Here is a 22,772-nt window from a genome sequence, read left to right on the forward strand (position 1 = left end):
AATAACAATATCATGATATTGTTATTATGATTGATCGCTGCCAATTATCAGCACATTCCAGCCTTCCTTCTTATCCGCGTACCCTAGGATTCACCAGCGTTTTTGATTCCGCATAACCACAAAAACTATAAAATCGTCTATTTACAACAGTCAAAATCATCAGCCCTCGCAAATAAAATGCACCCAAAACCAATCCATGCCAAACCCCCTTCCCAGAACAGCTTTAAAGTAATTTATATTTTTCAGCCTCAGCCAATCTATCTTAAGCGCGCCAATCTCTACACTGGTGAACTGGTGCCGCTTATAAAACAAGCGCGCTCAAACGAATTTTGATAAATTATTCCATATATATATTATAAACTAGAAAGTATATGTATAAACATAGTATATATAGGTACAATATACCCTGGAGCCCTCTCTCGCCACCTTTGCAGTCGTTGACACTTCTCGTCGCCGACGCAGCTTATTTCAGCCATTAGCCCCAAAGATGGAGAATTGATTGAGAACCTTCAGAAGATCGGCCCATCGAGTATACGCTGACTTGCCAACGCCGTCGAACGTGACCTCAAGCGTACACAAGGACACGTCCGCGTTGTTGGAAAGGGATATATTCGAACAAACTGGAGACGGAAAAATTCACGTCCCTTAAGACGTGATCCAAGCGAATTTCGATCTCAGGGCCGCGGCCTGATCAGCGAAGATAACTCGACCACCACCCTTTGTCTCGTCACTCCCAACTCCTGGAGAAAAATGTCGGCAGCCAATGCTTCAATAGCGATTTCTCAAGCGCTAGGTAGCTGAGGTTAACTTTCACTACCACGCGCTTGCAGTACGACTGTTCACCTATTATAGTCACTATAGTCATTATGGTTAAAGTCGAAGTGATGAAAGTACCAACACACGGTGAAATGGACTGGACGGTCGCGGGCGCGAAAGCAAAGCTTTCGGAAGTCATGGAACGCGCGCAATCGGCACCTCAGACGATTACCCGCAACGGAAAGCCGAGCGTGGTCGTCGTTTCCGCAGAAGAGTGGCAGAGGAAAACCGGACGTAATGGATCACTGGCAGAATTTCTGTTGGCATCGCCTATGCGCGGCGCGGATCTGGACTTTGAACGAGAGCATGACGAACCACGTGACCCGGCGCTGTGATGCTGCTCCTGGATACAAATGTTCTGTCGGAAGTAACGAAACCACGCCCAAATGAAGATGTCTTGACGTGGCTTCACGAGCTAGACGAAGACCGTACGTTCATCAGCATCGTGTCGATCGCTGAAATTCGCCGCGGTGTCGCTTTGATGGATAAGGGCAGAAAGCAAGAAGCACTCGACAAATGGCTGACGGATGATCTGCCCCAACGCTTCGAAAAGAGGATCATTCCGGTGGAGGGACTTGTCGCCCGAGCCTGGGGCGATCTCATGGCGCTCGCCAAGCGAAGCGGCCGCGGGCTCGCTTCGATGGACGGGATGATTGCAGCCACTGCCGTCGCTCATCATTTCTCGCTAGCGACGCGCAATACCAAAGATTTCGAAGGCCTCGGAATCAATATCATCGATCCGTGGAAGACTTGATCAGGTCCTGTTCGTTGGAGAGTTCCAATTAGTCGGAACGCTGCGCCATCTGCATTTGGCATCTAAGGGCCAAATTCGTAAAAAACACCCTCGATCTGGAAGGCTAAGCGTTGGCGAGATTAAATAATGAATTGCTGCCGAGGCTTAACCTCTGGCTGATTCAGTCGGAATCGCTGCCTCTTGCATCGAGGGCGGCAAGATCTTCTCTCAGACGAACCGCCATATCCATTTTCTCGTGCAGAATGCTCATCACGCCCAGATCGCCGTTATCCAGCGTCCGGAAGAACAGATAGTGACGCTCGTAACGGCTGAAATAGGCCTCACGCTTTACGTCGGATGGCACAGCAAGCCTTTCCGGAAGACGCCGCCAGAGAAGACGATTGCCGCAGAGACGATGCAAGTGCGCGTGCAACCCTCTCAGGTAGGACTCGGCTTGCGCTTCGCCCCATTGCTCCACTGTGTCACGCCAAATCTTATCCTGCGCTGCGTCGGCAGGGGCGTAAAAACGGTACACGGGCATGATCAGCTGCGTTTGTTGCGGCGAATTACATCATCGGCGGTCACTGCCACAAACTCGCTATCATCCGCGCGCATGGCGGGAGCTAGTTCCTTTTGAAGAGCCTCCCACGCTTCGTCTCGCGTGTGAAGGTCCCGTCGGATCAGAGCACGGATGTATTCGCTGGCGTTCTCATACAGCCCCTCGTCGCCGATTTGCCGCTGTATATGGTCTTGCAAAGTCCCGCTAACCTTTACGTGAATGCTACCGGATGGCATCAGACTGCCCTTTCGTTCTCCTGAAATTATCGAACGCGTAGCATATATTGTCAATATTCATCACGACCTTTCTCCGTCATTTCGCCCATCCTGAAGATCTCTGCCGGACGACAGCTGCTTCCACATCGTCCGCACCTTAGGGGTCGTCGCCCTAATACTATGTCCGACCCCATCCGTGAGGTCAAATGCTCCCGTTGTAGCCTTGCGCCAACAGCGGCGACGGCCGGTCCCGAGATCGATCTTTCTGCTCACCCCTCCAGACCAAAAGCCTTGGGCAGTAGAGATCAAGCGAAGCCTGTCGCCGAAATGGTTTCACCTTGCTAGCGAATATCTCCAGCCGCTAAAGCGCATTGTCATCTCGTATTATATGACATCATGGTCTATCCAAGCCGTACCCACTTTGTAAGAGATTAGCTCAATGTCCCTAATTGCCAGCGAAAACCGCTTCGGCGCATTTCGCCATCCCGCCTACCGGCAATTTTTCTCCGCACGCTTCCTCTCCGCCTTTGCAGTGCAGATCGTCAGCGTATCGGTCGGCTGGCAGATGTATGAGGTCACGGGCAACGCCTTCTATCTGGGCCTGATCGGGCTTTTTCAGTTCCTGCCATCGCTGCTTCTCATTCTGGTGACCGGAACGGTCGCAGACCGTCATAATCGCCGCATGATCATGTCGCTTTGCCTACTCGTTGCCTGTGCCTGCGCGGCCGCGCTCTTGGGACTGACCCTGGCGCATGCCTTTACGCCGTCGCTCGTCTTCCTCATTCTCATCCTGTTTGGCATAGAGCGGGCGTTTATGGGTCCGGCTGTGCAGTCGCTTGCGCCGAATCTGGTGCCGGAAAGCGATCTGCCCAATGCCATTGCTTGGAATTCGTCGTCATGGCAACTGGCGTCCATTCTCGGCCCGGTTGCCGGTGGTCTGCTGTATGGCGCAAGCCCGGTTGTCGCCTATTCGGTCGCCCTCGTGCTCTTTGCGCTCTCGGCTATCCTTGCACTCATGATCGGGAAGCCGGAGCAGCGAACAACATCACGCGCGGTGACGCTGGAAAGCATGCTCGCAGGCTTCCGGTTCATCTCTCATGAAAAGGTGGTGCTAGGCGCGATCTCTCTCGATCTTTTCGCAGTTCTTCTAGGTGGCGCGGTCGCGCTGATGCCGATCTTCGCCAAGGAGGTGCTGACGCTTGGGCCGTGGGGGCTTGGCCTCTTGCGCGCGGCACCAGGCATTGGCGCGATCGTCGTCGCAATCTTTCTGGCCTTCCATCCGATCCGCCACCATGCCGGCGTGATGATGTTTGCAGGCGTTGCCCTTTTTGGTGCAGCAACGGTGGTCTTCGGGCTCTCAGCTACGCCATGGGTGTCCATTGCCGCCCTGGTGGTAATGGGCGCAGCGGACATGGTGTCGGTCTATGTTCGTGAAACGCTGATCGCGCTCTGGACACCGGATGAAGTGCGTGGCCGTGTCAACGCCGTCAACATGGTCTTCGTCGGGGCTTCCAACGAACTGGGCGAATTTCGCGCGGGCAGCATGGCATCCGTTTTCGGCGCGGCGCACTCCGTCGTCATCGGTGGGATCGGCACGCTTATGGTCGCAGCCATCTGGGCAGCGCGTTTTCCCAAACTTCGGAAGATCGATAGTCTCGAGGCGCCCGAAAAAACTTGATTGGAATGATCGCGTGTCAACTGGGACATTCCGATTGTGATTTCAATGTGTCTCGCGCCGGGCTAGCGGCCATCCGGAAAACGAACTGAACGGAGCAATGTGATCAAGCCCTGGACCACTTGATCAGCTCATGCTTGTCGAAGGAAAGTGTAGTCTGAACGCTCTTCATGTCGCTAAAAACTACCTAGCGGTCGCACAAACTGTAAAAATGATCATACATTATAGAGCGCGGTGGAGGCTTGCAGCCAGCCCGCCTTAGGGCATATTTCAAGTGTTAAAAAATCTGCGATATCTAGAGACTTCATCTCTGGGTGAATGCCAGCTGCGCAGCAAGACCGGCGAAACCTACCGCGAAGCCGCGCCGCATCCATACTTGCACCAAAGCGCTGGATACGACGTGGCGCCGCACAGCGGCGGCAAAGGCTCCATAGGTAGTGAAGATCACGAAGGTCATCGCCATGAACACCAGGCTCAATTCCAGCATACTGCTAACAGGTGCTGCATCGCCGGGCCGCACGAATTGCGGCAGGAAGGCAAAGAAGAAAATCGAGAGCTTAGGGTTGAGTAGGTTGATGAGGATCGCAGAGACGATCACCTGCCGAACGCTCTTGATGCTTGCCTCTTCGTTCAGGCTTAGCATTTTGCGATCACGGAACATCAACCATGCCATGTAGAGCAGATAGGCTACCCCGAGGTATTTGAGTATCTGAAAGGCAAGTGCGCTTGTGTGCAGCAGGGCGGCGAGGCCGCTGATCGCAGCCAGAATATGCGGGACAATACCGAGCGTGCAGCCGAAGGCTGCAACGAGGCTAGCGCGTGCGCCGCCCGAGAGACCGGCGGCCATCGTGTAGATCGCACCGGTGCCGGGCGATGCGACAATGATCAACGAGGTCAGTAGAAATTCAAGCGTCATACCGGTTCCATTCGTGTTAGCGCAGCGGCGGGCCAGATCGCGGACAGCGCCGCGGCAAGCGAGGATGTGAGGGCGGCGGTATCCTCATCACCCATTTCGTGCAGGGCTTCGGTGACGACCAGAGCTTGCGCAGTAGTGGAACGAACAGCGGACCAGCCGCTTTGCCGGTTCGTCCAACGGCGCGCATGGGCGCGTCCGTCATCGTCGGCAAAGATGACTTCGCCGGCTTCGGGGTGCTCGATGTCACCGGAAAAGGATTCATAGGTTTCGTCGCCGCGAGCAAACCGAACGGTCATCGTGCCCATGATCTTGCTCGTATCAAAGACCGCGACCGGAATAGCGAAGGCAAGCGAAGCCGCATTGCACAGGTCGATCAGCGGATGAAGGCTGGGAAGTGACCCTTCTTTCCGGTAGCGCCGTAATAGAGCCTCGGACGCACATCGATATTGAGTCGGCTTCAGGCCCATCGTGGCGAAGGCACGCCGCCACGCTTGTACCTCGGGAAGCTCGCTTTCGCTGGCAGCGACAAGCCGCTTGTCGGCAATTGCGTTTAGTCGTGCGATCTCGGTGGAAGCATCGGACTTCGCGTTGATGCCGTCTACAAGGAGCGTGCGTGAGCAAAGTTGCGGGAACTGGTGTCGGATTTCAGGTGCGTAGCGAAACTGTGTGGGCATATTTTTGGCTCGGTTGATCTCGAACCATATGCCGGGGCTCGCCGTGCAACGTCTTGAAGGAAATTGCAGCTTACTTCATCGCGGCAGCGTAGACGCCGGGCGACATGCCGTAAGCGCGGATGAAAAGCCGTGTCATGTGGCTTTGGTCGGCGAAGCCGCATGCATGCGCCGCATCCGCCAACGTCGTGCCACCGGCAATCATCTGTCGCGCTCTTTGCAGCCTGCGCTGGACGAGATACGCATGTGGCGTAAGGCCAGTCGCCTTCGAGAAGCCTCGCACAAGCTGGAACTCGCTGACCCCGCCGATTGCAGCCAACTCGCCCAGCGACAGCGGCGCAGAGGGATCATCGTCAATACGCTCGCGCGCTTGTCCAATTGCCGTGGGGGCACTTGGTGGCTTTTGATCTCGGCGCTCGATAAGCCGTGACAGCAGCCGCAACAGGTTCTCCCTACCTTCGATCTCGCTATGGCCGCCGTGCGGATCAGTGACCGCCCGAAAGAGAGACAGGAAACACGCCGCCGATGCCGGATCACGCAAGGCGGGGCATGAAAACTCCGCGCTGCCGGCACTACCTTCCGTCAGGTCGCTGATTGCGCCAGCCACGGCAGCCGGGTCGAAATAGAGCATCTGCCAGGCTCGGCCGTTCTCCCCCAACGGTGAGCCATCGTGCACCTCGCCGGGATTGACCGTGATGACATCGCCGGCCTCAGCCTCCACGATGCCGCGTGCGCTCATGGACTTCTGCGCACCGCGTAGGATGACGCCGATCCCGAATTGATCATGGGTATGTCGACCGAACGTATGAGACGTGTCGGCCAAAACCGCATCCACGCCTCTCATCCGGGCACTGACTATCTTGAATTTCCCTTGTGTCATATGTGCGAGACCACAGCGAATTGGTGGATCAAACCATGCGAACCGCGGAGCGTTCAATGGCTAGAGTTGTCGCTTAATTCCTGACATTCGATGCCTAGCGCTCCTGCGCAGCAGGCCGGTCGCGCCCATCCACAAAGTCAGCCGTCACTTTGGGTCCGTCGAACCAGCTATCCCATATCTCACCGGCCGGCGCTATGATGCGGGTGCGTCCAATCGCAACGATATCGACGCGTTTAACATCATCCGGCAGAGCGACTGCTTTCGGGAGGCGGACCGCTTGACCACGATTGGTCTTAAAAACTGTGCCCTGCTCCAACTCTTCATCTCCCCCGCAGCGAGTAGACCTAATGGTAGCCGTTCCAGTGGGAAATGTCGAAGCGGTGTACAATCTCGCACTGACCAAAACTGTTAACGAACCGGTTCCGACTGATGTGCTGATCTTCGACCTGAAGCGCTCAATGAAGCTCTCTCATGCCTGCGGCCCTGGCCTAACGGTTACCTGCGCGCCATATACCTCTCGCAGTTCCTTCTGGCCAGGCTGACGATCACTCGCTTGATGGAGCAGCCTGGAGGTGTATCCGATCTCGCGCGCCCCCTCGATCAGCGTAATGTCCGAATTACCGGGATTGACGGATCGTTCAAACCAGTCAACCGGATGCTGAAGGAAACTCATCTCGAAGGCACGATTGGTAACACCGTGGCCGACAATCACCACATTGTCGTGGCCGTGCCGCGCCTCGTGCATAATAGTCTGCAGGAACAGCCGCATCCGCTGCGCTACATCGGCACGACTTTCGCCATCGGGCGGCCGGGCATAGAATTTGCCGCTATTGCTGCGTAGTCTCGCCCATTTTTCGAATTCGTCGGGAAACTTCTGCTTGCGCTCAGCATGGTCATAAATTTCCGTGAAGAGCCCGAAATCCTGCTCCCGCAGGAGATAATCCTCGCGGACCTTGCCGATGCTCTTGGGAGGCAAGGCGTCGAGTAGAGCGTCCTTGCTTTGGCGCGTGCGCATGAACGGTGAGTACCATATGCGCAGCGGCTTTAACCCCGGTTCGGCCAGTCCTGCAATGTAGGCTGCGATCACAGATCCAGCTTCACGAGCCTGGCGATATCCCCACTGCGTCAACGGGACATTGTGATCGCCAAACTGACTGTAAGCCCGCTCGTCCAGATTACCCAGGGATTCGCCGTGACGAACAAGAAAGATGCGCATGAGCTATCCTGCTACAAGGGATTGGACGCCACCTCTCCCAACCTTCACCGACAGATCGATAGAATGGTGACCTTCGAGACCATCCATTATCACATGAACTCTAAGCCGCGAGACTGCAGACCGGCATACGGTTAGTAAATTACTATGATCGCCCACCTGATGGGGAAAATTGATCGGTGATCACGACATTCCTGGCGGTCAAGATAAACAAGCTTCGCTCGCGAATAGCTCAAATCAACGCATCGCGTGGCAGCTCAAAGCCTCACCAGAGGCTGGTTTAACACCCTCGTAGTTGTCGACAAAAGTCCACCAATCGCCTCGCCAAGCAAGCATACCTCGGTGCCCGATAAATTCCGCTCTTTCAATTGAAGCGCAAAGCACCGGTATTCATCGTATGGATGTTCTACCCGCAACGAACCGATATCGATGAGACAGCCCGGTTATGGCAATCCTGTTCAAGACGACGATTTCTGAAGACAACGCATTTTCCAGGATCGAGCAACTGCTCAACTCCGGCATTGAATACGACGGCTATTTGAGTGTCGCAGACGATGCCGGCGAGACGCCGCTGCCGTGGGGGCCCTCCATGAGCGCCGAAGAGTTCCTCGCCAAAGTCAGAGAACTACTGGAAGTGACCTGGAAAGCCGCCCGCTTCTGGGTCATCTATGAGCGTCGCCAGGACCGTGCAGATCCTGATGCGATTGTGATGTGCAACGCGGCGTTTCGAATTACCCGTGGATATAACGGCGTCATCGTCGCCTCTTTCAGCCTTCTCGGCAGACACGACGCGTCCCATGATCTCGAACTTGTCTTCGTCTGTTTCCGGGAGGACTTCCAGCGCCGAAACTTTAGAATTCGCTTCGAGAACAAGCCAATTATCCCTCTTTGACGAGCATGACATGGCATCCGACGGGCTGCCATCTGAACGACGACTATCGAGATAGCATCAACATCCCGCTCTTTCCGTACCAACTCAAGCGACGAGATGCAGCCTTGGATCGAGATCCGGGTTAGGCATCAGCATCACCATCGGACCTGGGAACGAACGCTGGCAAATCCTCGTCGCGGTCATGCGGCTGAAGCAGCGCATTGACAGCCGGCACCATCGACTGCGGGATGAACATCAACTCGAGACCGAGCGCACGCGCGATATTCACCAGCGTCGCTGCGCGGGCAGCACTACTTCCGGTCTCAATCTCGCGGTAGCGTGGGCGCGATATGCCAGCCATCTCGGCGACCTGCTCCTGCGTTAAACCAAGCCTTTTCGCGCCGTCCTTAGAACAGCACCTATTTTAACCAAGGTTTCAGACTTCATCGATATGATCTCCGAACGAATCTTTCCAAACGAAGATGATACGTACGCGTATCCTGTGCGACAAGCGCCATAAAGACTTGCCCCTCCGAGCGACCGAAACGTCATCGTCGTTTCAGGTTACGTTTGCAGCAACGACGTTTGGATAGCGCAAGCAGTCCAAACATGAGATAGCGATACTCCATGACAGCAGTTCTCGGTATCGACGCGGCATGGACGTCCACAGAGCCAAGTGGCGTAGCTGCGGTTGAACGCCACGGCGTCAATTGGCGACTTGTTCGGGTTGCAGCGTCTTACCAGGCGTTTCTTTCCAAAGATCCCTTGAAGAGCGCGAGGCATCGCGGTTCGACGCCCGACCCTCACGCTCTCCTCTCCAAGACGGCTGAACTCACCGCAACGCCAGTCAGTGTCGTTGCAATCGACATGCCTTTGTCGAACGACCCCATTACTGGGCGACGCGTTTCCGATAATGCGATCTCTTCACTCTATGGATCAAGGCATGCTGGTACTCATACGCCAAGCCAAAGCCGGCCCGGAAAGCTCAGTGACCAGTTGACCTTGGGTTTTGGACGAGCAGGCTACCCGCTCCTGACATCCGGAGCATCTTTTCCTGCTCTCATCGAAGTCTATCCGCATCCGGCTCTGATCGAACTGGCAAAGGCAGAGAGAAGGTTCCCCTACAAACACGCTAAATCTCGTAAATACTGGCCGGAGGACAGCCTCATCGATCGTCGGGCTAAGCTCTTAAGTGTCTGGACAGACATCGTCAGCCTGCTCGACCATCGCATCGAGGGCGTGGCATTCGCTCTGCCTTTACCAGACCCGTCTTCGCGAGGCTATGAATTGAAAGCCTTCGAGGATTGCCTGGGTCGGCACATGTGTTCTGGAGGGTACCGCTACAGCCTATGGCGACGAGACATCTGCCATCTGGGTGCCCTTCGCTGCAACATAGTCGCGCCCGTTAAGCCCGATTCCCACGTTCGCGAATCCCATATCTTCGGCAAACGCCCATGAACCTATTTGGGCACCGCATTGATCGTGAGGACGTCGAATGGCATACAAGCTGGAGCCGGGAGAGTGTTTGCCTGGGCGAAAATAAAAAGGCCGCAGTCGGCCCCGTAGGCCACCATGATGTGAAGGGTGAAATCATAATCGGCGCTGCCAAGAGCTGCACCCCATACTCAAAGCAGGTCGCTCCGACTTGCGCCAATCGCCGCATAGGCCGCCGATCTTATCAACCCAGCCGACGGATCGTTTACCAACCCGCGCAAGTGGGTGTAGGATAACTCCTTGCCTAATCGTCTCGATGGAAGACCGCGTTTTGCGTAAGCTCCGCCGGAAGCTCGAACGAAAGGTATCGCTGAATGGTTGGCGCAAAGAGCAGGGTGATCGTGTCAGGCGACATAGTAGCAAGTGGCTCGAGCTCCAATATATATCGCCCAAGCGCTAGCCCGAGCATCTGTGATGCAACGAGTGCTGCTCTCGTACTCGGTTGATCGACACCCGCCCGATCGATCGCAGCGCACAACTGCTTTTCGAAAATCTGGCCCAACTCTTCCCGTGCGCCGGTGTGGCTGATCGCTGCACGCAGCAGCGCCTGCAGCTGCCCGTCGCTGCGCGCACCTTCCCACCGATCGAGGAAATGCTGGACCAACACCTCCCCCACCCCCTCTAATGGAACGCCATCTAGCCTGGGTAGCTGCAGGTCAATCCTGGCAGCTGCTGCAAACAGGCCCTCTTTGTTGCCATAGTAGCGGATGACCATTGCAGGTGCCACGCCAGCGCCGGCCGCAACGGTGCGTATCGTCGTTTTCTCGAAACCACACTGAGAGAAGCATTCCCGCGCTGTTGCCAGAATGCGATCTCTCGTGGGTTGAGACCTTAGGTTTTGGGGTTTGTTGCTCGACTGAGTCATGAGCTTAACCTGCCATCAATGGTCGCGGTATGCAAACACATGTTTACATCTTAAGCACACTGTGCAAACATGTGTTTGCATTTAGGAGCGAGGTGTAGCGGTCATGTCAGCCAATGTTTCACCAACCCTGATCGTTGGCGCTGGGCCAACCGGCCTCTCTCTGGCAATTGCCCTAAGGCAGCGAGGCGCTCGCGTTATAATCATCGACCGGCAAAAACAAGGCGCTAACACATCGCGCGCCGCCGTCATCCATGCACAGACCCTGGAGGTCCTCGAACGGCTTGGCGTCACGGCAAAATTGCTCAAAGAGGGCATTATCGTGCCAAGATTCCGCGTTCGTGATCGTGACCGGTTGCTTCTCGACATAGACTTCGGCGCACTGCCAGGTCGCCATCCATTCACGCTCATGCTGCCACAGGATAAAACCGAAGCCATCCTGCGCTCACGTCTGCAGCACCTTGGTGTTGAGGTGCAATGGGCGACAGAACTCGACACTGTTGTCCAACAAGGGGATCAGCTTGTCGCCCATTTGAAAAGTCCGACCGGGAACATCGACATGCCTGTCTCATGGATTGTCGGATGCGACGGACTTAACAGCAAAGTCAGAGAGGCTGCCGACATAGCATTCGCCGGCGGCACGTATGCGGAAGACTTTGTCCTCGCGGATGTCGAAATGAGCTGGCCGCTTGCCCGCTCCGAGGTCGATCTTTTCTTTGCCCCTCAAGGGCTGATGGTGGTGGCGCCTCTGCCGCATGACCGTTACCGGATTGTCGCGACTGCCAGCAAACCACCACAACAACCCGACATGTCGTTCATCCAGAGACTGCTTGATGAACGCGCTCCGCCCAGTGAGCCTGGCCGCATCAACAATGTCATCTGGAGCTCACGTTTCCATGTTCATCACAGACTGGCAAGCAGCGTCGTCTCCGGCAACTTCATCCTGTGCGGCGACGCCGCACATGTTCATAGTCCCGCCGGCGGCCAGGGCATGAATACCGGGATCCAGGACGCCGTTTCACTTGCCGATCCCCTCCTCCATGCGATGAAGGGAGATCGCAGTCAGCTGTTGGGTTGGGCTGACGCTCGACAAAAGGTGGCACGGTCTGTCGTCCGTCTTACCGATCGCATGACGAGAGTTGCCACGCTTCGATCACCTACCGCCTGTACCGTCCGCAACGGGCTCTTGAGCAGGATCGGTTGCATACCATCGGCACGAAATGCGATCGGCCGGCGGATCGCGGGTCTCGACTATTAAAACACTAGCGAGGGCCTTGATTGAAGTCTGGTTTACGTCTGTCTTTTGAGGGACATCGCGCTCCAGCGTCTGAAAATGTTCCGTACGAGAGCCGTAACATATAGTGCCCACGCTCTTCGAGCGAACTAAATGCACGTCGTTCATCTCAATTCCTCGGGAATAAAACCACCCGTCTGGCGTTTCCACAGGCTGGCGAACAGCCCCTCGCCTTCGATCAATTCCTCCGGCCTGCCTTCTTCAACAATACGTCCCTGGTCGAGCACAACGATCCGATCCATCCGAGCAATAGTGGAAAGGCGATGCGCAATGGCGATCACCGTTTTACCCTCCATGGCTAGGTTCAGCTTCTCTTGAATAGCGGCCTCGGATGCACTGTCCAACGCCGACGTCGCTTCATCCAGCACCAGGATCGGGGCATCCTTTAGCAGTACGCGAGCAATGGCGACCCGCTGGCGCTGACCACCCGACAACTTGATGCCGCGATCGCCGACGAAGGCGTCGTAGCCCTTTCGGCCCTCACCGTCGGAAAGATCGGCGATGAAGCCATCGGCGCTTGCCATTTTCGCCACTCTCTCAATCTCTTCCTGCGTCGCATCCGGCCTGCCATATCGGATATTGTCTCCAACAGAGCGGTGAAGAAGAGAAACATCTTGAGCTATGACCCCGATCGCGCGTCGAAGGCTCGTCTGCGTGACTGCGCGAATATCCTGTCCATCCACCAGGATCGTGCCATCCTTCACGTCATAGAAGCGTAGCAGAAGGCTTGCGAGTGTCGTTTTTCCCGCCCCCGAAAGTCCAACAAGGCCCACCTTCTCGCCGGCCCTAACCGACAGTGACAACTTGTCGATGACCGTCCTACCCGACTTGTAGGCGAAGCTGACATTTTCGAACTTTACCTCACCTGCTTCAACTTGGAGATCGGCGGCATCCGACCGATCCGTGATCGTTGGCGGCGTCGTCATGACGGGCATGGCGTCTTTGATGGTGCCGATCGCTTGGAAGACCTGCTGGCCCACTTGCAGGAAGGTGAAGATTTGCGCTGACAGGCGCTGCAGAATGTAGACTGCACCGACAAACTCGCCAACCGATAGGAAGCCCTTGAGAAGCCCAGAAAAACCGATCGTCAGCATGGTCACCCAGAGTAGCGTGTTGAGAATGACAACCGTCGCTTCCGAGGTGCGGTATACCCGTTGTTCTCTCTGCTGTGTCTTCACAGTCGTCAGGATGGCACGTCGGATCGCGCCGGCCTCACTGTCTTCAGCGGCGAACTGCTTAATCATCTGCATATTGGTATAGAGGTCGGTGATCGCACCTGACAAAACGCTCCGCTGGTTGGCCGTCCGACGAGCGCTTTCGGCAAAGATGGGAACGATCCTTACCGTATACGCGATATTGAGTACTATCCAGGTAACAACTGGCAGCGCGAGTTGCCAGGACAGTGAACTGAGGAGGATCACAGAGCCAACCATCTGCAGCAAGAACCGAGGAATGGTCTGGAACGCAGCTATGATCTGTTGCTGGACCGCAGACGCCACCTGCTGCAGTCGCGAGGCAACTTGACCTGCAAAAAGCTCATGAAAGAACGCGAGATCCTGACGCTCAACAGCCTTGTGACCCTGCCATTGAATAGCGGCTGGCATGCCGATGCCAAGAGTATGTGACTGGAGCGTGTTGAGCATGAACGACGCAATCGGCATCGCTGGAAATATCAGGAAAGCAAGGAAAGCGAGAAGTGGCCACTCGCTCTGAAGGAATGCACTTGCACCAGATTGACTAACACCATCAACGACGACCGTCAGTCCCCAGACGATGGACAGATTGATGGCCTCCATGGCCATCGCTGAAAGCGCCAAGGCGATCAGGACGCCGCGAAACATAGATATGAAATGCAATAGGACAGCCCCTGGTCCGCTGGCCGGTAGTGGCCGGTAAGGTATCTCCAGTGGCTCAATCAGCTTTTCGAATGGGCGGTAGAGTGCATCTGAAATCGACATGGTCGCTCGAACTCTGGATGGGACGGAGGGCGAGGGTTCAACTTGCAGAACAAAACATCTTAAGGTAGCGATCTCAACCACAAATCGAGCCAAGGAGAACAATTGGGGCTGCTTCGGGCCAATCGCGGACGTCGCTACCATCATCCATTTATCAGAGAGCGGAGACGATTTGCGGGTCCCGTGCATCGTCAAGTGCACGGTCCGCATGTTCGACAGACCCCAACCATCTTGGCGGATAACGCTCTAACGCAGTGGGCATACCTGCGCCGGTTGTTTCGGTCACCATCGACATGATGCAGAGCGGCGCAAATTGAACATTCGATCTGCGACCCACGGACCCTCAAGGAAGCGTACAAACGGATGCGACGCAAGAACGAGGACCGTTCAAATCTCCGCGCCCAGGCACCCGTCTACCTCATCCTGCAACAACATCCACGAAGCGGTCGAATACCCAGCCCGAGCGACAGGGCCCGGTGTAAGGTGAGCGCTTAGTCCGTGGAGAGGACAAACCGCAATCGGTCGTCGTCCCTGGCGCGGGATATACTATGCCCAGCCAACGGCCGCGTTTTTCGCAAATGATGACGCTTGTACCCTCCCGGAGGCGATCGAGTTCCTGTCGCTTTGAGTGAGGTCCGCTGCGAACCGAGAGGAAGTTGTCACCCTTTGAATCAAGTCGAGCGATCTGTCCCTGGCTCGCGCAAGCATCGAACTCCGCGTCGCCCCCGACCTGAACAGGCTCCAAGTTCTGAGCAAATGTCGACGCCACAAAGGAACAGACCAGCATTGCTGCAACAGGCAGAAGCGCAAAGGGAAATTTCATCGATACTCCTTACTACTGAATGTCTGAACCCTCCCGTTGGGGGGCTCAGTGCGGCCGCCCAATGACCAGTCAGGCTACTTCTGCCGCGATCCAGAGACCAACCGCACCCTCAACAAAAGAAGGGTTGGTTGAGCCGCAGGATCATCATGGAAAAGTTCTGCTGAAGAATGCTGAACTCCGACTGAATAACCGAAGATGGCGTGCCGGATGCCGGGCTAAAACGTCCTTTTTCGGCGCTCTGGATTGCCTTACGCCCGTCTGCAATCACTGAGTTGAAACTGTTTTGAAGAGCCGGACATCCGTCAGGCTTTTCGGCTCTGACCGCACGGTCCCACTTCTCAACCATCTCAGCCATGTCGTTGAGGTCATCCGCAAACGCTTTTCGCGTAGCAATGTCACCAGGCTCGCTGAAGACAGTCACGACCTTCTTCATCGCTGCCTTGCTGCGAAGGACAATGCCCGCTCGGTAGCGCGCCGCGCTGCCCTCTGGCGCTTTATCATAGGCCTCGCGCATCAACCGTTCGTCACGAGCCTCGATTTTTTCGAAGAACACCTTTTCCGCCTCCACGACCTTCGTCAACGCCGCGACGTAAGCTTGATCCTCTGCCCTTGCTTTGGCGCAGCCACCCGTCAAAAAACCTTTGGACTGGGCGTAATTGGACAGACCATTGTTGACAGGCTCGAAAGCGGCAATTGCAGCCGCGTAATCACGTGCCGCCGGGTCGAGCTCTGGAATGGAACCTTCCATTGCAGCGGCCGCTTCCAAACGGGTGCGAACTTTGGTGAGCTGCTGGACGGGGACTACGTTGTAGGGCTCCAGGGGACGGCTACTGGAGAGTTGGGGAGCGATAACGTCCTGATAGGACGCCAATGCCCTTGCAAACATGCCTGAACTTTCATTCGCTGCAGTGATGTAGGCGTTCGATTTTGCAAGTTTCGTCTGACTGGAAGCTGATGAGCCCTCCACTGCTGCTTTCTTCGAGGGTTGTTCGTCGCTTTCGCCATTGCAGCCAGCCAGCCCGACAAGTGCCAAAACCGAACACGTTGCCGCTAATGCGCGGTAAAAATGCCCCATGTCATGCCCCTATGTTCTGCTAATGGCCGCCATGATCAGCTAAATTGATTTATGTCGACAAGGTTCACTTTCGACGACGCAATTTACATCCTTGGAGTTTGAATTTCGTCTTCAATATAGTCTGTCGTTTGGCAGCGTCCGCATCGTCATCGCCATCGACATCGACGCCAATGAATCTGTTCATCTACCTCAAGGGCGAAGTGTGGACACACAGGAGCGATTTGAAGCCTAACGCCAGTCTCCAGGCAAAATCGAAATGCATGGCGTCGGGATGGCCACCTGCTCCACTTAAAAAAAACGGATTCACGGGTTGGCTCCTTGGCTTGCGCCGGGTAGCTCGCAACCGGTCATTTGTGCACGATCGTTCAAGACCGGGTGCTACCTTCCGTGTCAAGAAACTTTAGCGTCCAAAAGTCACTGAAACATGTCGTTTCTACGCATCCGAACAGCGAGAAAATTCGAATGAAAACAATCAATCTCGATGAGAAATTCAACCAGTTTTCAAGCCACTGGAACCCTCACGTGATCGCCGACTACAACGACAATGACGTGATGGTCGTCAGGTTTATCGGCGAATATCCTTTCCATAAGCACGATACGACTGATGATTTCTTCTACGTCCTCGAGGGTGAGATGGAAATGGATATCGAGGGAGAGCCGTCTCGCACTATTAAGGCCGGCGAGCTGTTCGTCGTCCCCAAAGGGGTCGTGCATCGCCCACGAGCAAAAAACGAGGTCAAGGTTCTACTGATAGAACCGAAGGGCGAACCAAATTCGGGTAATTCAGATCGCGAACCGGCTCCCAAGCCCCGCATCTGAAAGAACTTCGCCCCTTCTCAAGCCAAAGCCCGGAGCGGTCTACCATGTCGAACTGGGCCGAGACGGTCGTGAGCACGCCATGACGACGCGAGCTGTGGTTGCTTGCCAAGTTGAAGAGTGGACTGGCAGAGCCAACAGCCTGACGATCAAATCTTGACGCTACGGCTGCCCGCGCGAAACATCGCGCTCCAGCTTCTGAATATGCTCGTCGCACACGACCTTCACCAATTCCAGGAGATGCGCCGTCCGCTCACCAAGCCACACAAGCGCCTCTTCGCTAATCTCGAAATGTTTCGAATACCGAGCCTTAACATAGGCTTCGTTGATCGTGTTGAACCAGGCTCTCTGCCTGTGGTGATCGCGTGGAAACGCTTCCACCAGGCGCAGATCCTGCTCTTCCGCAAGCGACCGCAGGAACTTAATGTTATGCGAGGCAGGCCCATAGTTGGTCAGGGTTAGCAGGACGCAGGAGTAGGCTTGCTCAATGGCTTGATGCAAAAGGAAAGCAGCTCTCTTGGTAAAGCCACTGCTGCGAGCATGACCTGAAAGAACGAAAAACTCGGTGCCAGCCTCGAACCTTGCTCTGCAATGCTCCCGTGCCACCCCCAAGCGTTCAGAAGCCGTCAACAGCTTCGGCTCGGCCAACGGCTCGTCGTCAAGCTCGTAAAGAACAATCCCTTCCTTGCGGATGTCCGAGAAGAAGTAGTGCCCCTTCTTCAGCTCAGTATTCACCTCATGCAGAGAATGTACGATGAACTGCGTCGGTGTCTCGATGAAGCTGTCCCGGATAATCCGGTCTGCCGCCTTGTACCAATAGGTCGCATGATCCGTGAGTTTGCGATTGTTGACGATCACCAGCAAATCGAAATCCGAGCGATAGCCCTTCATCGTATGCGGCTCATCGACAAAGGTGCCGCGGGCATAAGAACCGAAGAGGATGATTTTCAGAATGCGTCCGCGCTTCTTGAAGTCGGCCGTGCCTTGGTTCAGCGCATCCTCAAACTCCTCGTGCAGGATCTCGAGCGCACGGGAGAGCTCTCGCTGCTTTCTATGCGGAATATGATCGAGGGAGGATTTCATCATGGGAACGGGGTCTGACTGGCTTCCGATTGTCGCTGCGATCTTGTCGCGCTGGTGGTATCCATGGACCTTATACGCTTCGCAACATTCATCAAATGGCAAAAGTGCTAGTCGACTTTTGGAGGTCGGATGCCGCGGGCACGACCGCCCGTTCGTCATGTCGGCTTTCACAGATGCGATCTCACACGAGTGCTTTGCGTCTCTGAAGAGAGAACAAGCTCTGCGCGCCAGACCGTTCAACCAAACGAACTGACACGAAGGCCAGTGCATCGCCACTCGATGGCTGGAACCAGCTGAATCCTGCTGGGTTAGTCTTCCTGAACATGAGGAGAAAAACGATGTCGGAAACAACACGAGGTTGTAATGTAAAATGTCCGACCGGGATCGCAGAATCGTGTTCTCCAATCAAACCTCCATAGGCTCGCGCTACAGCGTCGACCTCTAGTTGGCTTGGAAATAGCAATTTTCGCTCCTCTACCGTGTCCAGCGGTGTCTGAAGGAAATCACGACAACGTAGAAGACTGGAACAAATAACACGGCCAGAATGGTCGCCGAGATCATGCCGCCGAAAAGGCCTGTGCCGATCGCGTTCTGCGTTTCGGAACTTGCACCTTTGGCGATCACCAGTGGTACGATACCGAGGGTAAACGCCAGCGAGGTCATGACGATTGGGCGCAGACGCAGACGAGAGGCGGTGATGACGGCGTCGAGGAGCGCTTCTCCTTCCTGCTGGCGTCTGCGCGCGAACTCCACGATCAGCACGGCGTTTTTGGCGGATAGGCCGATGAGTGTAATCAGGCCGACCTTGAAGAAGACATCGTTTTCCAGGCCGCGCAGATGTACGGCAATCACAGCGCCGATGATGCCAAGCGGGACGACTAGCATCACTGATAATGGCACCGTCCAACTTTCGTAAAGCGCCGCCAGAACCAGGAAGACGATCAGGAATGAGAACGCCATCAGCATCGGTGCCTGAGCGCCCGACTGCCTCTCCTGAAGCGACTGGCCGGTCCACTCCACAGCGAAACCCTTCGGCAACTCGGCAGCAAGCCGCTCCATCTCCGCCATCGCTCTACCGCTGGACACACCCGCAGCCGCGGACCCGGAAATGCTTGTGGAAGGATATCCGTTATACCGGGTGAATTGCAAAGGCATGGTAGACCAACGTGGCGTAACGATTTCCGAAAGCCGAACCATCTTGCCGGCATCGCTGCGCACATGAAGGTTCAGTACGTCTTCCACCTGCATGCGGCTTGCCGCCTTAGCCTGGACGATGACCTGCTGCAGGCGTCCGTCACGTGGGAAGTCGTTCACGTAGGTTGAGCCGATCGCCCCGGCAAGCGTGTCACTGAGCGTGAGGAAGGAAACGCCAAGGGCACCGGCCTTGGCCCGGTCCACGTCCAATGTAACGCTCGGACCGGTGGGCAATCCATCGACACGAACACTGGTGACCAGCTTGCTCTGTGCTGCAAGCTCTGTCAGCTTTGCCGCAGCCTCGGCAAGCGCCTTCTCGCCGCGATTAGCGCGATCCTGAAGCCGCAAGGCAAAGCCGGAGGTCGTGCCAAGCTCGTCGATCGCCGGGGGCTTGAGGCTCGATATCTCACCTTCACGGGCACCGGCCATTGCTGCGGCCGCAGCGGCCAATTCGGCGTCGATGCTCGTCTTTCGTTCTCCCCAGTCCTTAAGCGTGGTAAACGACATCGCAGTGTTAGGCCCGGAACCCGAAAAGCCAAATCCCATGATTGTCAGATTGTTGGCAATGTCCGGTCTGGTCTTGACGTGCTCCTCGAATAGATCGACTACGGTACGGGTTCGTTCCGCCGTGGCTTCTGCCGGGAGGGTAAAGGACGTCATGAATGACCCTTGATCCTCTTCCGGCACGAACGCCGTAGAGATCGTTCCATAGCCGTAAACGACCGCTGCAACAACCGCGATGTAGACGGCCATCGACCGCCCGGTCCTGCGCACGAGAGCCTCGACGTAGGAGGTATAGCCGGCGGTCAAACGCTCGAAACTCCTATTAAACCAGCTGAAAAGGCCTTTCCGCTGGCGCTGCTCTGCACTGACCGGCTTCAGGATGGTGGCGCAGAGTGCAGGTGTCAGGCTGAGAGCGAGAAAGGCCGAGAACAGGATTGAAACCGCCATAGACACCGTAAACTGCCGATAAATTGCACCGACAGAACCGGACGCCAGACCCATCGGCAGAAAGACCGCCGTCAGAACGAGCGTGATGCCGATAACCGCGCCGGATATTTCGCTCATCGCCTTGCGAGTGGCCTCGAGCGGCGAAAGCCCCTCCTTCGCCATCAAGCGTTCTACGTTTTCAACCACGACAATGGCGTCGTCGACGATAATGCCGATTGCGAGAACCATGCCAAACATCGTCAGCGCATTGATCGAATAGCCGATCGCCAGCATCACCGCGAATGTTCCAAGCAGAGCAATTGGCGCGACGATGGCGGGTATAAGCGTGTAACGAAGATTTTGCAGAAACAGCAGCATGATCAGGAACACCAGGATCATGGCTTCCGCAAGTGTCTGAACCACCTTCTGGATGGAGACCTTTACGAACGGCGCTGTGTCGTAAGAAATCGCATATTCCAGTCCCTGAGGCATCGTAGTGGATAGCTCAGCAAGACGCTCGCGCACACCGGTCGAGGTAGTCACCGCATTGGCGCCAGGCATCATCTGAATGGCAGCGGCCGTCGCGGGCTTGCCACCATCGAGAATGGAAAAGCTCGAACTCTGCGATCCCACCTTGATCGTCGCAACATCGCCGAGCGTTAATTTGGAACCGTCGGGATTGGAGCGGATGATGATCTGTGCGAATTGCTCTGGGGTCTGCAATTGCCCGCTGACATTCAGAGGTACGGTGACTTTCTGACCCGGTACAGTCGGCGCTTCACCGATACGTCCAGGAGCAACCTGAATATTCTGCTGCTGTATGGCCTGCGTCGCTTCAGCCATCGAGATGGAGTGGGCAACGAGACGGATCGGATCGATCCAGATCCGCATCGCGGCTTCGGAGCCAAAGGACTGTACGCGGCCGACGCCATGGACACGCTTCAATTCCGGAGCGATGTTGCGCACGAGATAGTCGTCGAGCGCAAGCGCGTCGAGCGAACCATCCTTAGATTTCAACGATACGATCATCAAGAAGCCGGATGAAGCGGATTCCACCGTCAAGCCCGCGCGGCGAACCTGTTCCGGCAGACGCGATTCCACCGCCTTAAGACGATTCTGAACGTCGACCTGCGCGAGTTCCGGATTGGTGCCCGGCTTGAAGGTGACGGTGATGGTTGTGGAGCCTGAGGAGTCCGCCGAGGAATCGAAATAAAGAATGTTCTTTGCGCTCGAAAGCTCGCGCTCGATCAAGCTTGTGACGCTGTCGTTGATGGTCTGCGGTGTTGCCCCGGTATAGGTGGCGTAGATCGACACGCTCGGCGGAGCGATGACAGGGAACCTCGAAACTGGAAGTTGGGGTATTGAAACAACCCCTGCAATGATGATCAAAATAGCGATAACCCAGGCGAAAACCGGCCTGTTGATGAAAAACTGCGGCATACTGCGTCCGCTCCTTAGCGTTTTTTTTCTGGTGCGGCGTCTGAATAGGGAGAGGTTTCGAGCCTCTGCCCGCTCTCGACACGATCTTGCCCCAGAACGACCACCGTCTCCCCCGCGGCCAGGCCGCCTGTAACGATGTATTGGCCGTCGACGGTCGGTCCGAGCACGACCGTTCGACGCGCGCCAACCCCATCCGCGCCGACGACGATTATCTGTGGCCGGCCAGCCAAATCGCGGATAACCGCCTCTTGGGGAACGCGGATCGCTTCGCCGTAGACCGCGCGCGGCACCAACGCTCGGATGTACATGCCCGGCAGCATCTGTTCATCCGGATTGCTAACGAGAATGCGAATGCCGAGGCTGCCTGTGGCGCTGTCTACCGAAATATCCGAGAATTGAATTTTCCCATCGTAGCTGTAGGGCTTGCCTGCAATGGTCATGATCTTGACCGGCAGTTCGTCCGGATTCTGCGAACCCGCCTCGGCAGCAGTATCGCGCAGAACCTCCAGGCTCATAGCCGACTGACGGACATCGACATAAACCTTGGCGATCTGCTGGATCACGGCAAGCGGCGATGTGCCAGAGGACGACGCAAGTCCGCCCTCGCTCATGAACGACTGACCAATGACCCCGCTGATAGGGCTGCGGATGGTTGCATAGGAGAGTTCGAGCTTTCGGCGGGCCAGAATGGCTTTGGCTTCCGCCACATTTGCCTTGGCTTGGGCAAGCGCCGCAGTGGCGTTGTTGAAGGATTCTGCGCTGGTGATCTCTCGGGCCGACAGCGATTTTGCTCGATCATATTTGATCTGCGCGTTCAACAACTCGGCCTCCGCACGCGCAAGCACAGCTGCTGCTGCATCCACGTCAGCGGAGAATGGCGCAGGGTCGATCTTGAAAAGCGGGGTATTAGCCTCGACGAAAACGCCTTCGGTGTAGAGCTTTTTCTGAATGATGCCGCTAACCTGCGCGCGGATCTCCGCCGTACGGTAGGCAGAAACACGGCCCGGCAGTTCGTCATAGACCGTCACCGTTTCCGGTTGGACTGTCATGACACTGACACGGGCAGGCGCTGCCACCTCTGCATTGTCCTCATTCTTGCTTTTGTCGCTGCAAGAAAGAAGAATGATTGGCAAGCATAAGACGCCAAATCTCCAGAAGCGTGATCTGCACAGCATGAGTGTCCACCGTCCAATTCTTTGACAACCTTTTCGACTGGCGACCGTCTAGAATTTCAGAATCGGTGAGATGTGCAGGCTT

At 55.9% G+C, this 22,772-nt stretch carries 20 protein-coding genes and 1 pseudogene; 7 read left to right on the forward strand and 14 right to left on the reverse strand.

From position 1 onward, the window contains the following. Nucleotides 1-884: 884 nt before the first annotated feature. Together QZ869_RS12350 and QZ869_RS12355 are read left to right on the forward strand one after the other, a co-directional pair. Nucleotides 885-1,151 (forward strand): type II toxin-antitoxin system Phd/YefM family antitoxin, encoded by a 267-nt coding sequence (locus tag QZ869_RS12350; RefSeq protein WP_296105079.1) that lies wholly within the window; start codon nt 885-887, stop codon nt 1,149-1,151. Then, nucleotides 1,148-1,570: a type II toxin-antitoxin system VapC family toxin gene (locus QZ869_RS12355; RefSeq protein WP_296105081.1), complete on the forward strand. Its 423-nt coding sequence runs from the start codon at nt 1,148-1,150 to the stop codon at nt 1,568-1,570. Before QZ869_RS12350 ends, QZ869_RS12355 begins: the two co-directional genes overlap by 4 nt. Nucleotides 1,571-1,730: 160 nt before the next feature. Here the strand turns inward: QZ869_RS12355 and QZ869_RS12360 are convergent, their stop codons facing one another. Further along, on the reverse strand, nt 1,731-2,090 hold the full coding sequence (locus QZ869_RS12360) for a type II toxin-antitoxin system RelE/ParE family toxin (RefSeq protein WP_296105083.1): 360 nt from the start codon (nt 2,088-2,090) through the stop codon (nt 1,731-1,733). Between the two features lie 2 nt (nt 2,091-2,092). Then, nucleotides 2,093-2,344, reverse strand: a complete 252-nt coding sequence (locus tag QZ869_RS21795; protein WP_367115332.1) for a type II toxin-antitoxin system ParD family antitoxin — start codon at nt 2,342-2,344, stop codon at nt 2,093-2,095. A 418-nt stretch (nt 2,345-2,762) separates the two neighbouring features. Here QZ869_RS21795 and QZ869_RS12365 point away from each other — a divergent pair, with 418 nt between their 5' ends. After that, nucleotides 2,763-4,001: an MFS transporter gene (locus QZ869_RS12365; RefSeq protein ID WP_296105085.1), complete on the forward strand. Its 1,239-nt coding sequence runs from the start codon at nt 2,763-2,765 to the stop codon at nt 3,999-4,001. A gap of 301 nt (nt 4,002-4,302) precedes the next feature. Here QZ869_RS12365 and QZ869_RS12370 read toward each other — a convergent pair whose 3' ends face one another. The 5 genes from QZ869_RS12370 to QZ869_RS12390 form a co-directional block, all read right to left on the reverse strand. Then, nucleotides 4,303-4,914 (reverse strand): LysE family translocator, encoded by a 612-nt coding sequence (locus QZ869_RS12370; RefSeq protein WP_296105088.1) that lies wholly within the window; start codon nt 4,912-4,914, stop codon nt 4,303-4,305. Beyond that, entirely contained in the window at nt 4,911-5,588 is a 678-nt protein-coding gene (locus tag QZ869_RS12375; RefSeq protein WP_296105090.1) for a phenylalanine--tRNA ligase beta subunit-related protein, read from the reverse strand. Before QZ869_RS12375 ends, QZ869_RS12370 begins: the two co-directional genes overlap by 4 nt. 70 nt (nt 5,589-5,658) lie before the next feature. After that, nucleotides 5,659-6,465 carry an AraC family transcriptional regulator gene (locus QZ869_RS12380; RefSeq protein ID WP_116494911.1) on the reverse strand — a complete coding sequence of 269 codons (807 nt, stop codon included), beginning with the start codon at nt 6,463-6,465 and terminating at the stop codon, nt 5,659-5,661. A 94-nt stretch (nt 6,466-6,559) separates the two neighbouring features. Further along, the gene (gene vapB / locus QZ869_RS12385; protein WP_296105095.1) at nt 6,560-6,781 is read right to left on the reverse strand and encodes a type II toxin-antitoxin system VapB family antitoxin; all 222 of its coding nucleotides are present in this window, start codon (nt 6,779-6,781) and stop codon (nt 6,560-6,562) included. 153 nt (nt 6,782-6,934) lie between these two features. Then, on the reverse strand, nt 6,935-7,681 hold the full coding sequence (locus tag QZ869_RS12390; RefSeq protein WP_296105097.1) for a phosphoglycerate mutase family protein: 747 nt from the start codon (nt 7,679-7,681) through the stop codon (nt 6,935-6,937). 442 nt (nt 7,682-8,123) lie between these two features. On the opposite strand from QZ869_RS12390, the gene QZ869_RS12395 reads away from it, so the two are divergent. Continuing rightward, nucleotides 8,124-8,570 (forward strand): hypothetical protein, encoded by a 447-nt coding sequence (locus QZ869_RS12395; protein WP_296105098.1) that lies wholly within the window; start codon nt 8,124-8,126, stop codon nt 8,568-8,570. Nucleotides 8,571-8,691: 121 nt separating this feature from the next. On the opposite strand, the pseudogene QZ869_RS12400 reads toward QZ869_RS12395, so the two are convergent. Continuing rightward, nucleotides 8,692-8,996: pseudogene (locus QZ869_RS12400) on the reverse strand (helix-turn-helix domain-containing protein). A 180-nt stretch (nt 8,997-9,176) separates the two neighbouring features. Here QZ869_RS12400 and QZ869_RS12405 point away from each other — a divergent pair. Then, entirely contained in the window at nt 9,177-10,007 is an 831-nt protein-coding gene (locus QZ869_RS12405) for a DUF429 domain-containing protein (protein ID WP_296105101.1), read from the forward strand. 280 nt (nt 10,008-10,287) lie between these two features. Here QZ869_RS12405 and QZ869_RS12410 read toward each other — a convergent pair whose 3' ends face one another. Further along, nucleotides 10,288-10,908 (reverse strand): TetR family transcriptional regulator, encoded by a 621-nt coding sequence (locus QZ869_RS12410; protein WP_296105103.1) that lies wholly within the window; start codon nt 10,906-10,908, stop codon nt 10,288-10,290. A gap of 103 nt (nt 10,909-11,011) precedes the next feature. On the opposite strand from QZ869_RS12410, the gene QZ869_RS12415 reads away from it, so the two are divergent. Next, nucleotides 11,012-12,163 (forward strand): NAD(P)/FAD-dependent oxidoreductase, encoded by a 1,152-nt coding sequence (locus tag QZ869_RS12415; protein WP_296105104.1) that lies wholly within the window; start codon nt 11,012-11,014, stop codon nt 12,161-12,163. 140 nt (nt 12,164-12,303) lie between these two features. Here QZ869_RS12415 and QZ869_RS12420 read toward each other — a convergent pair whose 3' ends face one another. Further along, complete coding sequence (locus QZ869_RS12420; protein ID WP_296105106.1) at nt 12,304-14,157, reverse strand: ABC transporter ATP-binding protein; 1,854 nt, start codon at nt 14,155-14,157, stop codon at nt 12,304-12,306. Nucleotides 14,158-15,086: 929 nt separating this feature from the next. Further along, the gene (locus QZ869_RS12425) at nt 15,087-16,052 is read right to left on the reverse strand and encodes a DUF3829 domain-containing protein (RefSeq protein ID WP_296105108.1); all 966 of its coding nucleotides are present in this window, start codon (nt 16,050-16,052) and stop codon (nt 15,087-15,089) included. A gap of 462 nt (nt 16,053-16,514) precedes the next feature. Here QZ869_RS12425 and QZ869_RS12430 point away from each other — a divergent pair, with 462 nt between their 5' ends. Then, entirely contained in the window at nt 16,515-16,871 is a 357-nt protein-coding gene (locus QZ869_RS12430; RefSeq protein WP_296105110.1) for a cupin domain-containing protein, read from the forward strand. 159 nt (nt 16,872-17,030) lie between these two features. Here QZ869_RS12430 and QZ869_RS12435 read toward each other — a convergent pair whose 3' ends face one another. The 3 genes from QZ869_RS12435 to QZ869_RS12445 all read right to left on the reverse strand — a co-directional run bounded on the left by QZ869_RS12435 (nt 17,031) and on the right by QZ869_RS12445 (nt 22,591). Beyond that, nucleotides 17,031-17,954 (reverse strand): nucleotidyltransferase and HEPN domain-containing protein, encoded by a 924-nt coding sequence (locus QZ869_RS12435; RefSeq protein WP_296105112.1) that lies wholly within the window; start codon nt 17,952-17,954, stop codon nt 17,031-17,033. Nucleotides 17,955-18,425: 471 nt separating this feature from the next. Beyond that, nucleotides 18,426-21,515, reverse strand: coding sequence for a multidrug efflux RND transporter permease subunit (locus QZ869_RS12440; protein ID WP_296105113.1), 3,090 nt, complete (start codon nt 21,513-21,515; stop codon nt 18,426-18,428). A 14-nt stretch (nt 21,516-21,529) separates the two neighbouring features. Continuing rightward, the gene (locus QZ869_RS12445; RefSeq protein ID WP_296105115.1) at nt 21,530-22,591 is read right to left on the reverse strand and encodes an efflux RND transporter periplasmic adaptor subunit; all 1,062 of its coding nucleotides are present in this window, start codon (nt 22,589-22,591) and stop codon (nt 21,530-21,532) included. Between the last annotated feature and the right edge of the window lie 181 nt (nt 22,592-22,772).

Origin of the sequence: uncultured Agrobacterium sp. (genome assembly GCF_913777885.1) — a bacterium.
Lineage (GTDB): Bacteria > Pseudomonadota > Alphaproteobacteria > Rhizobiales > Rhizobiaceae > Agrobacterium.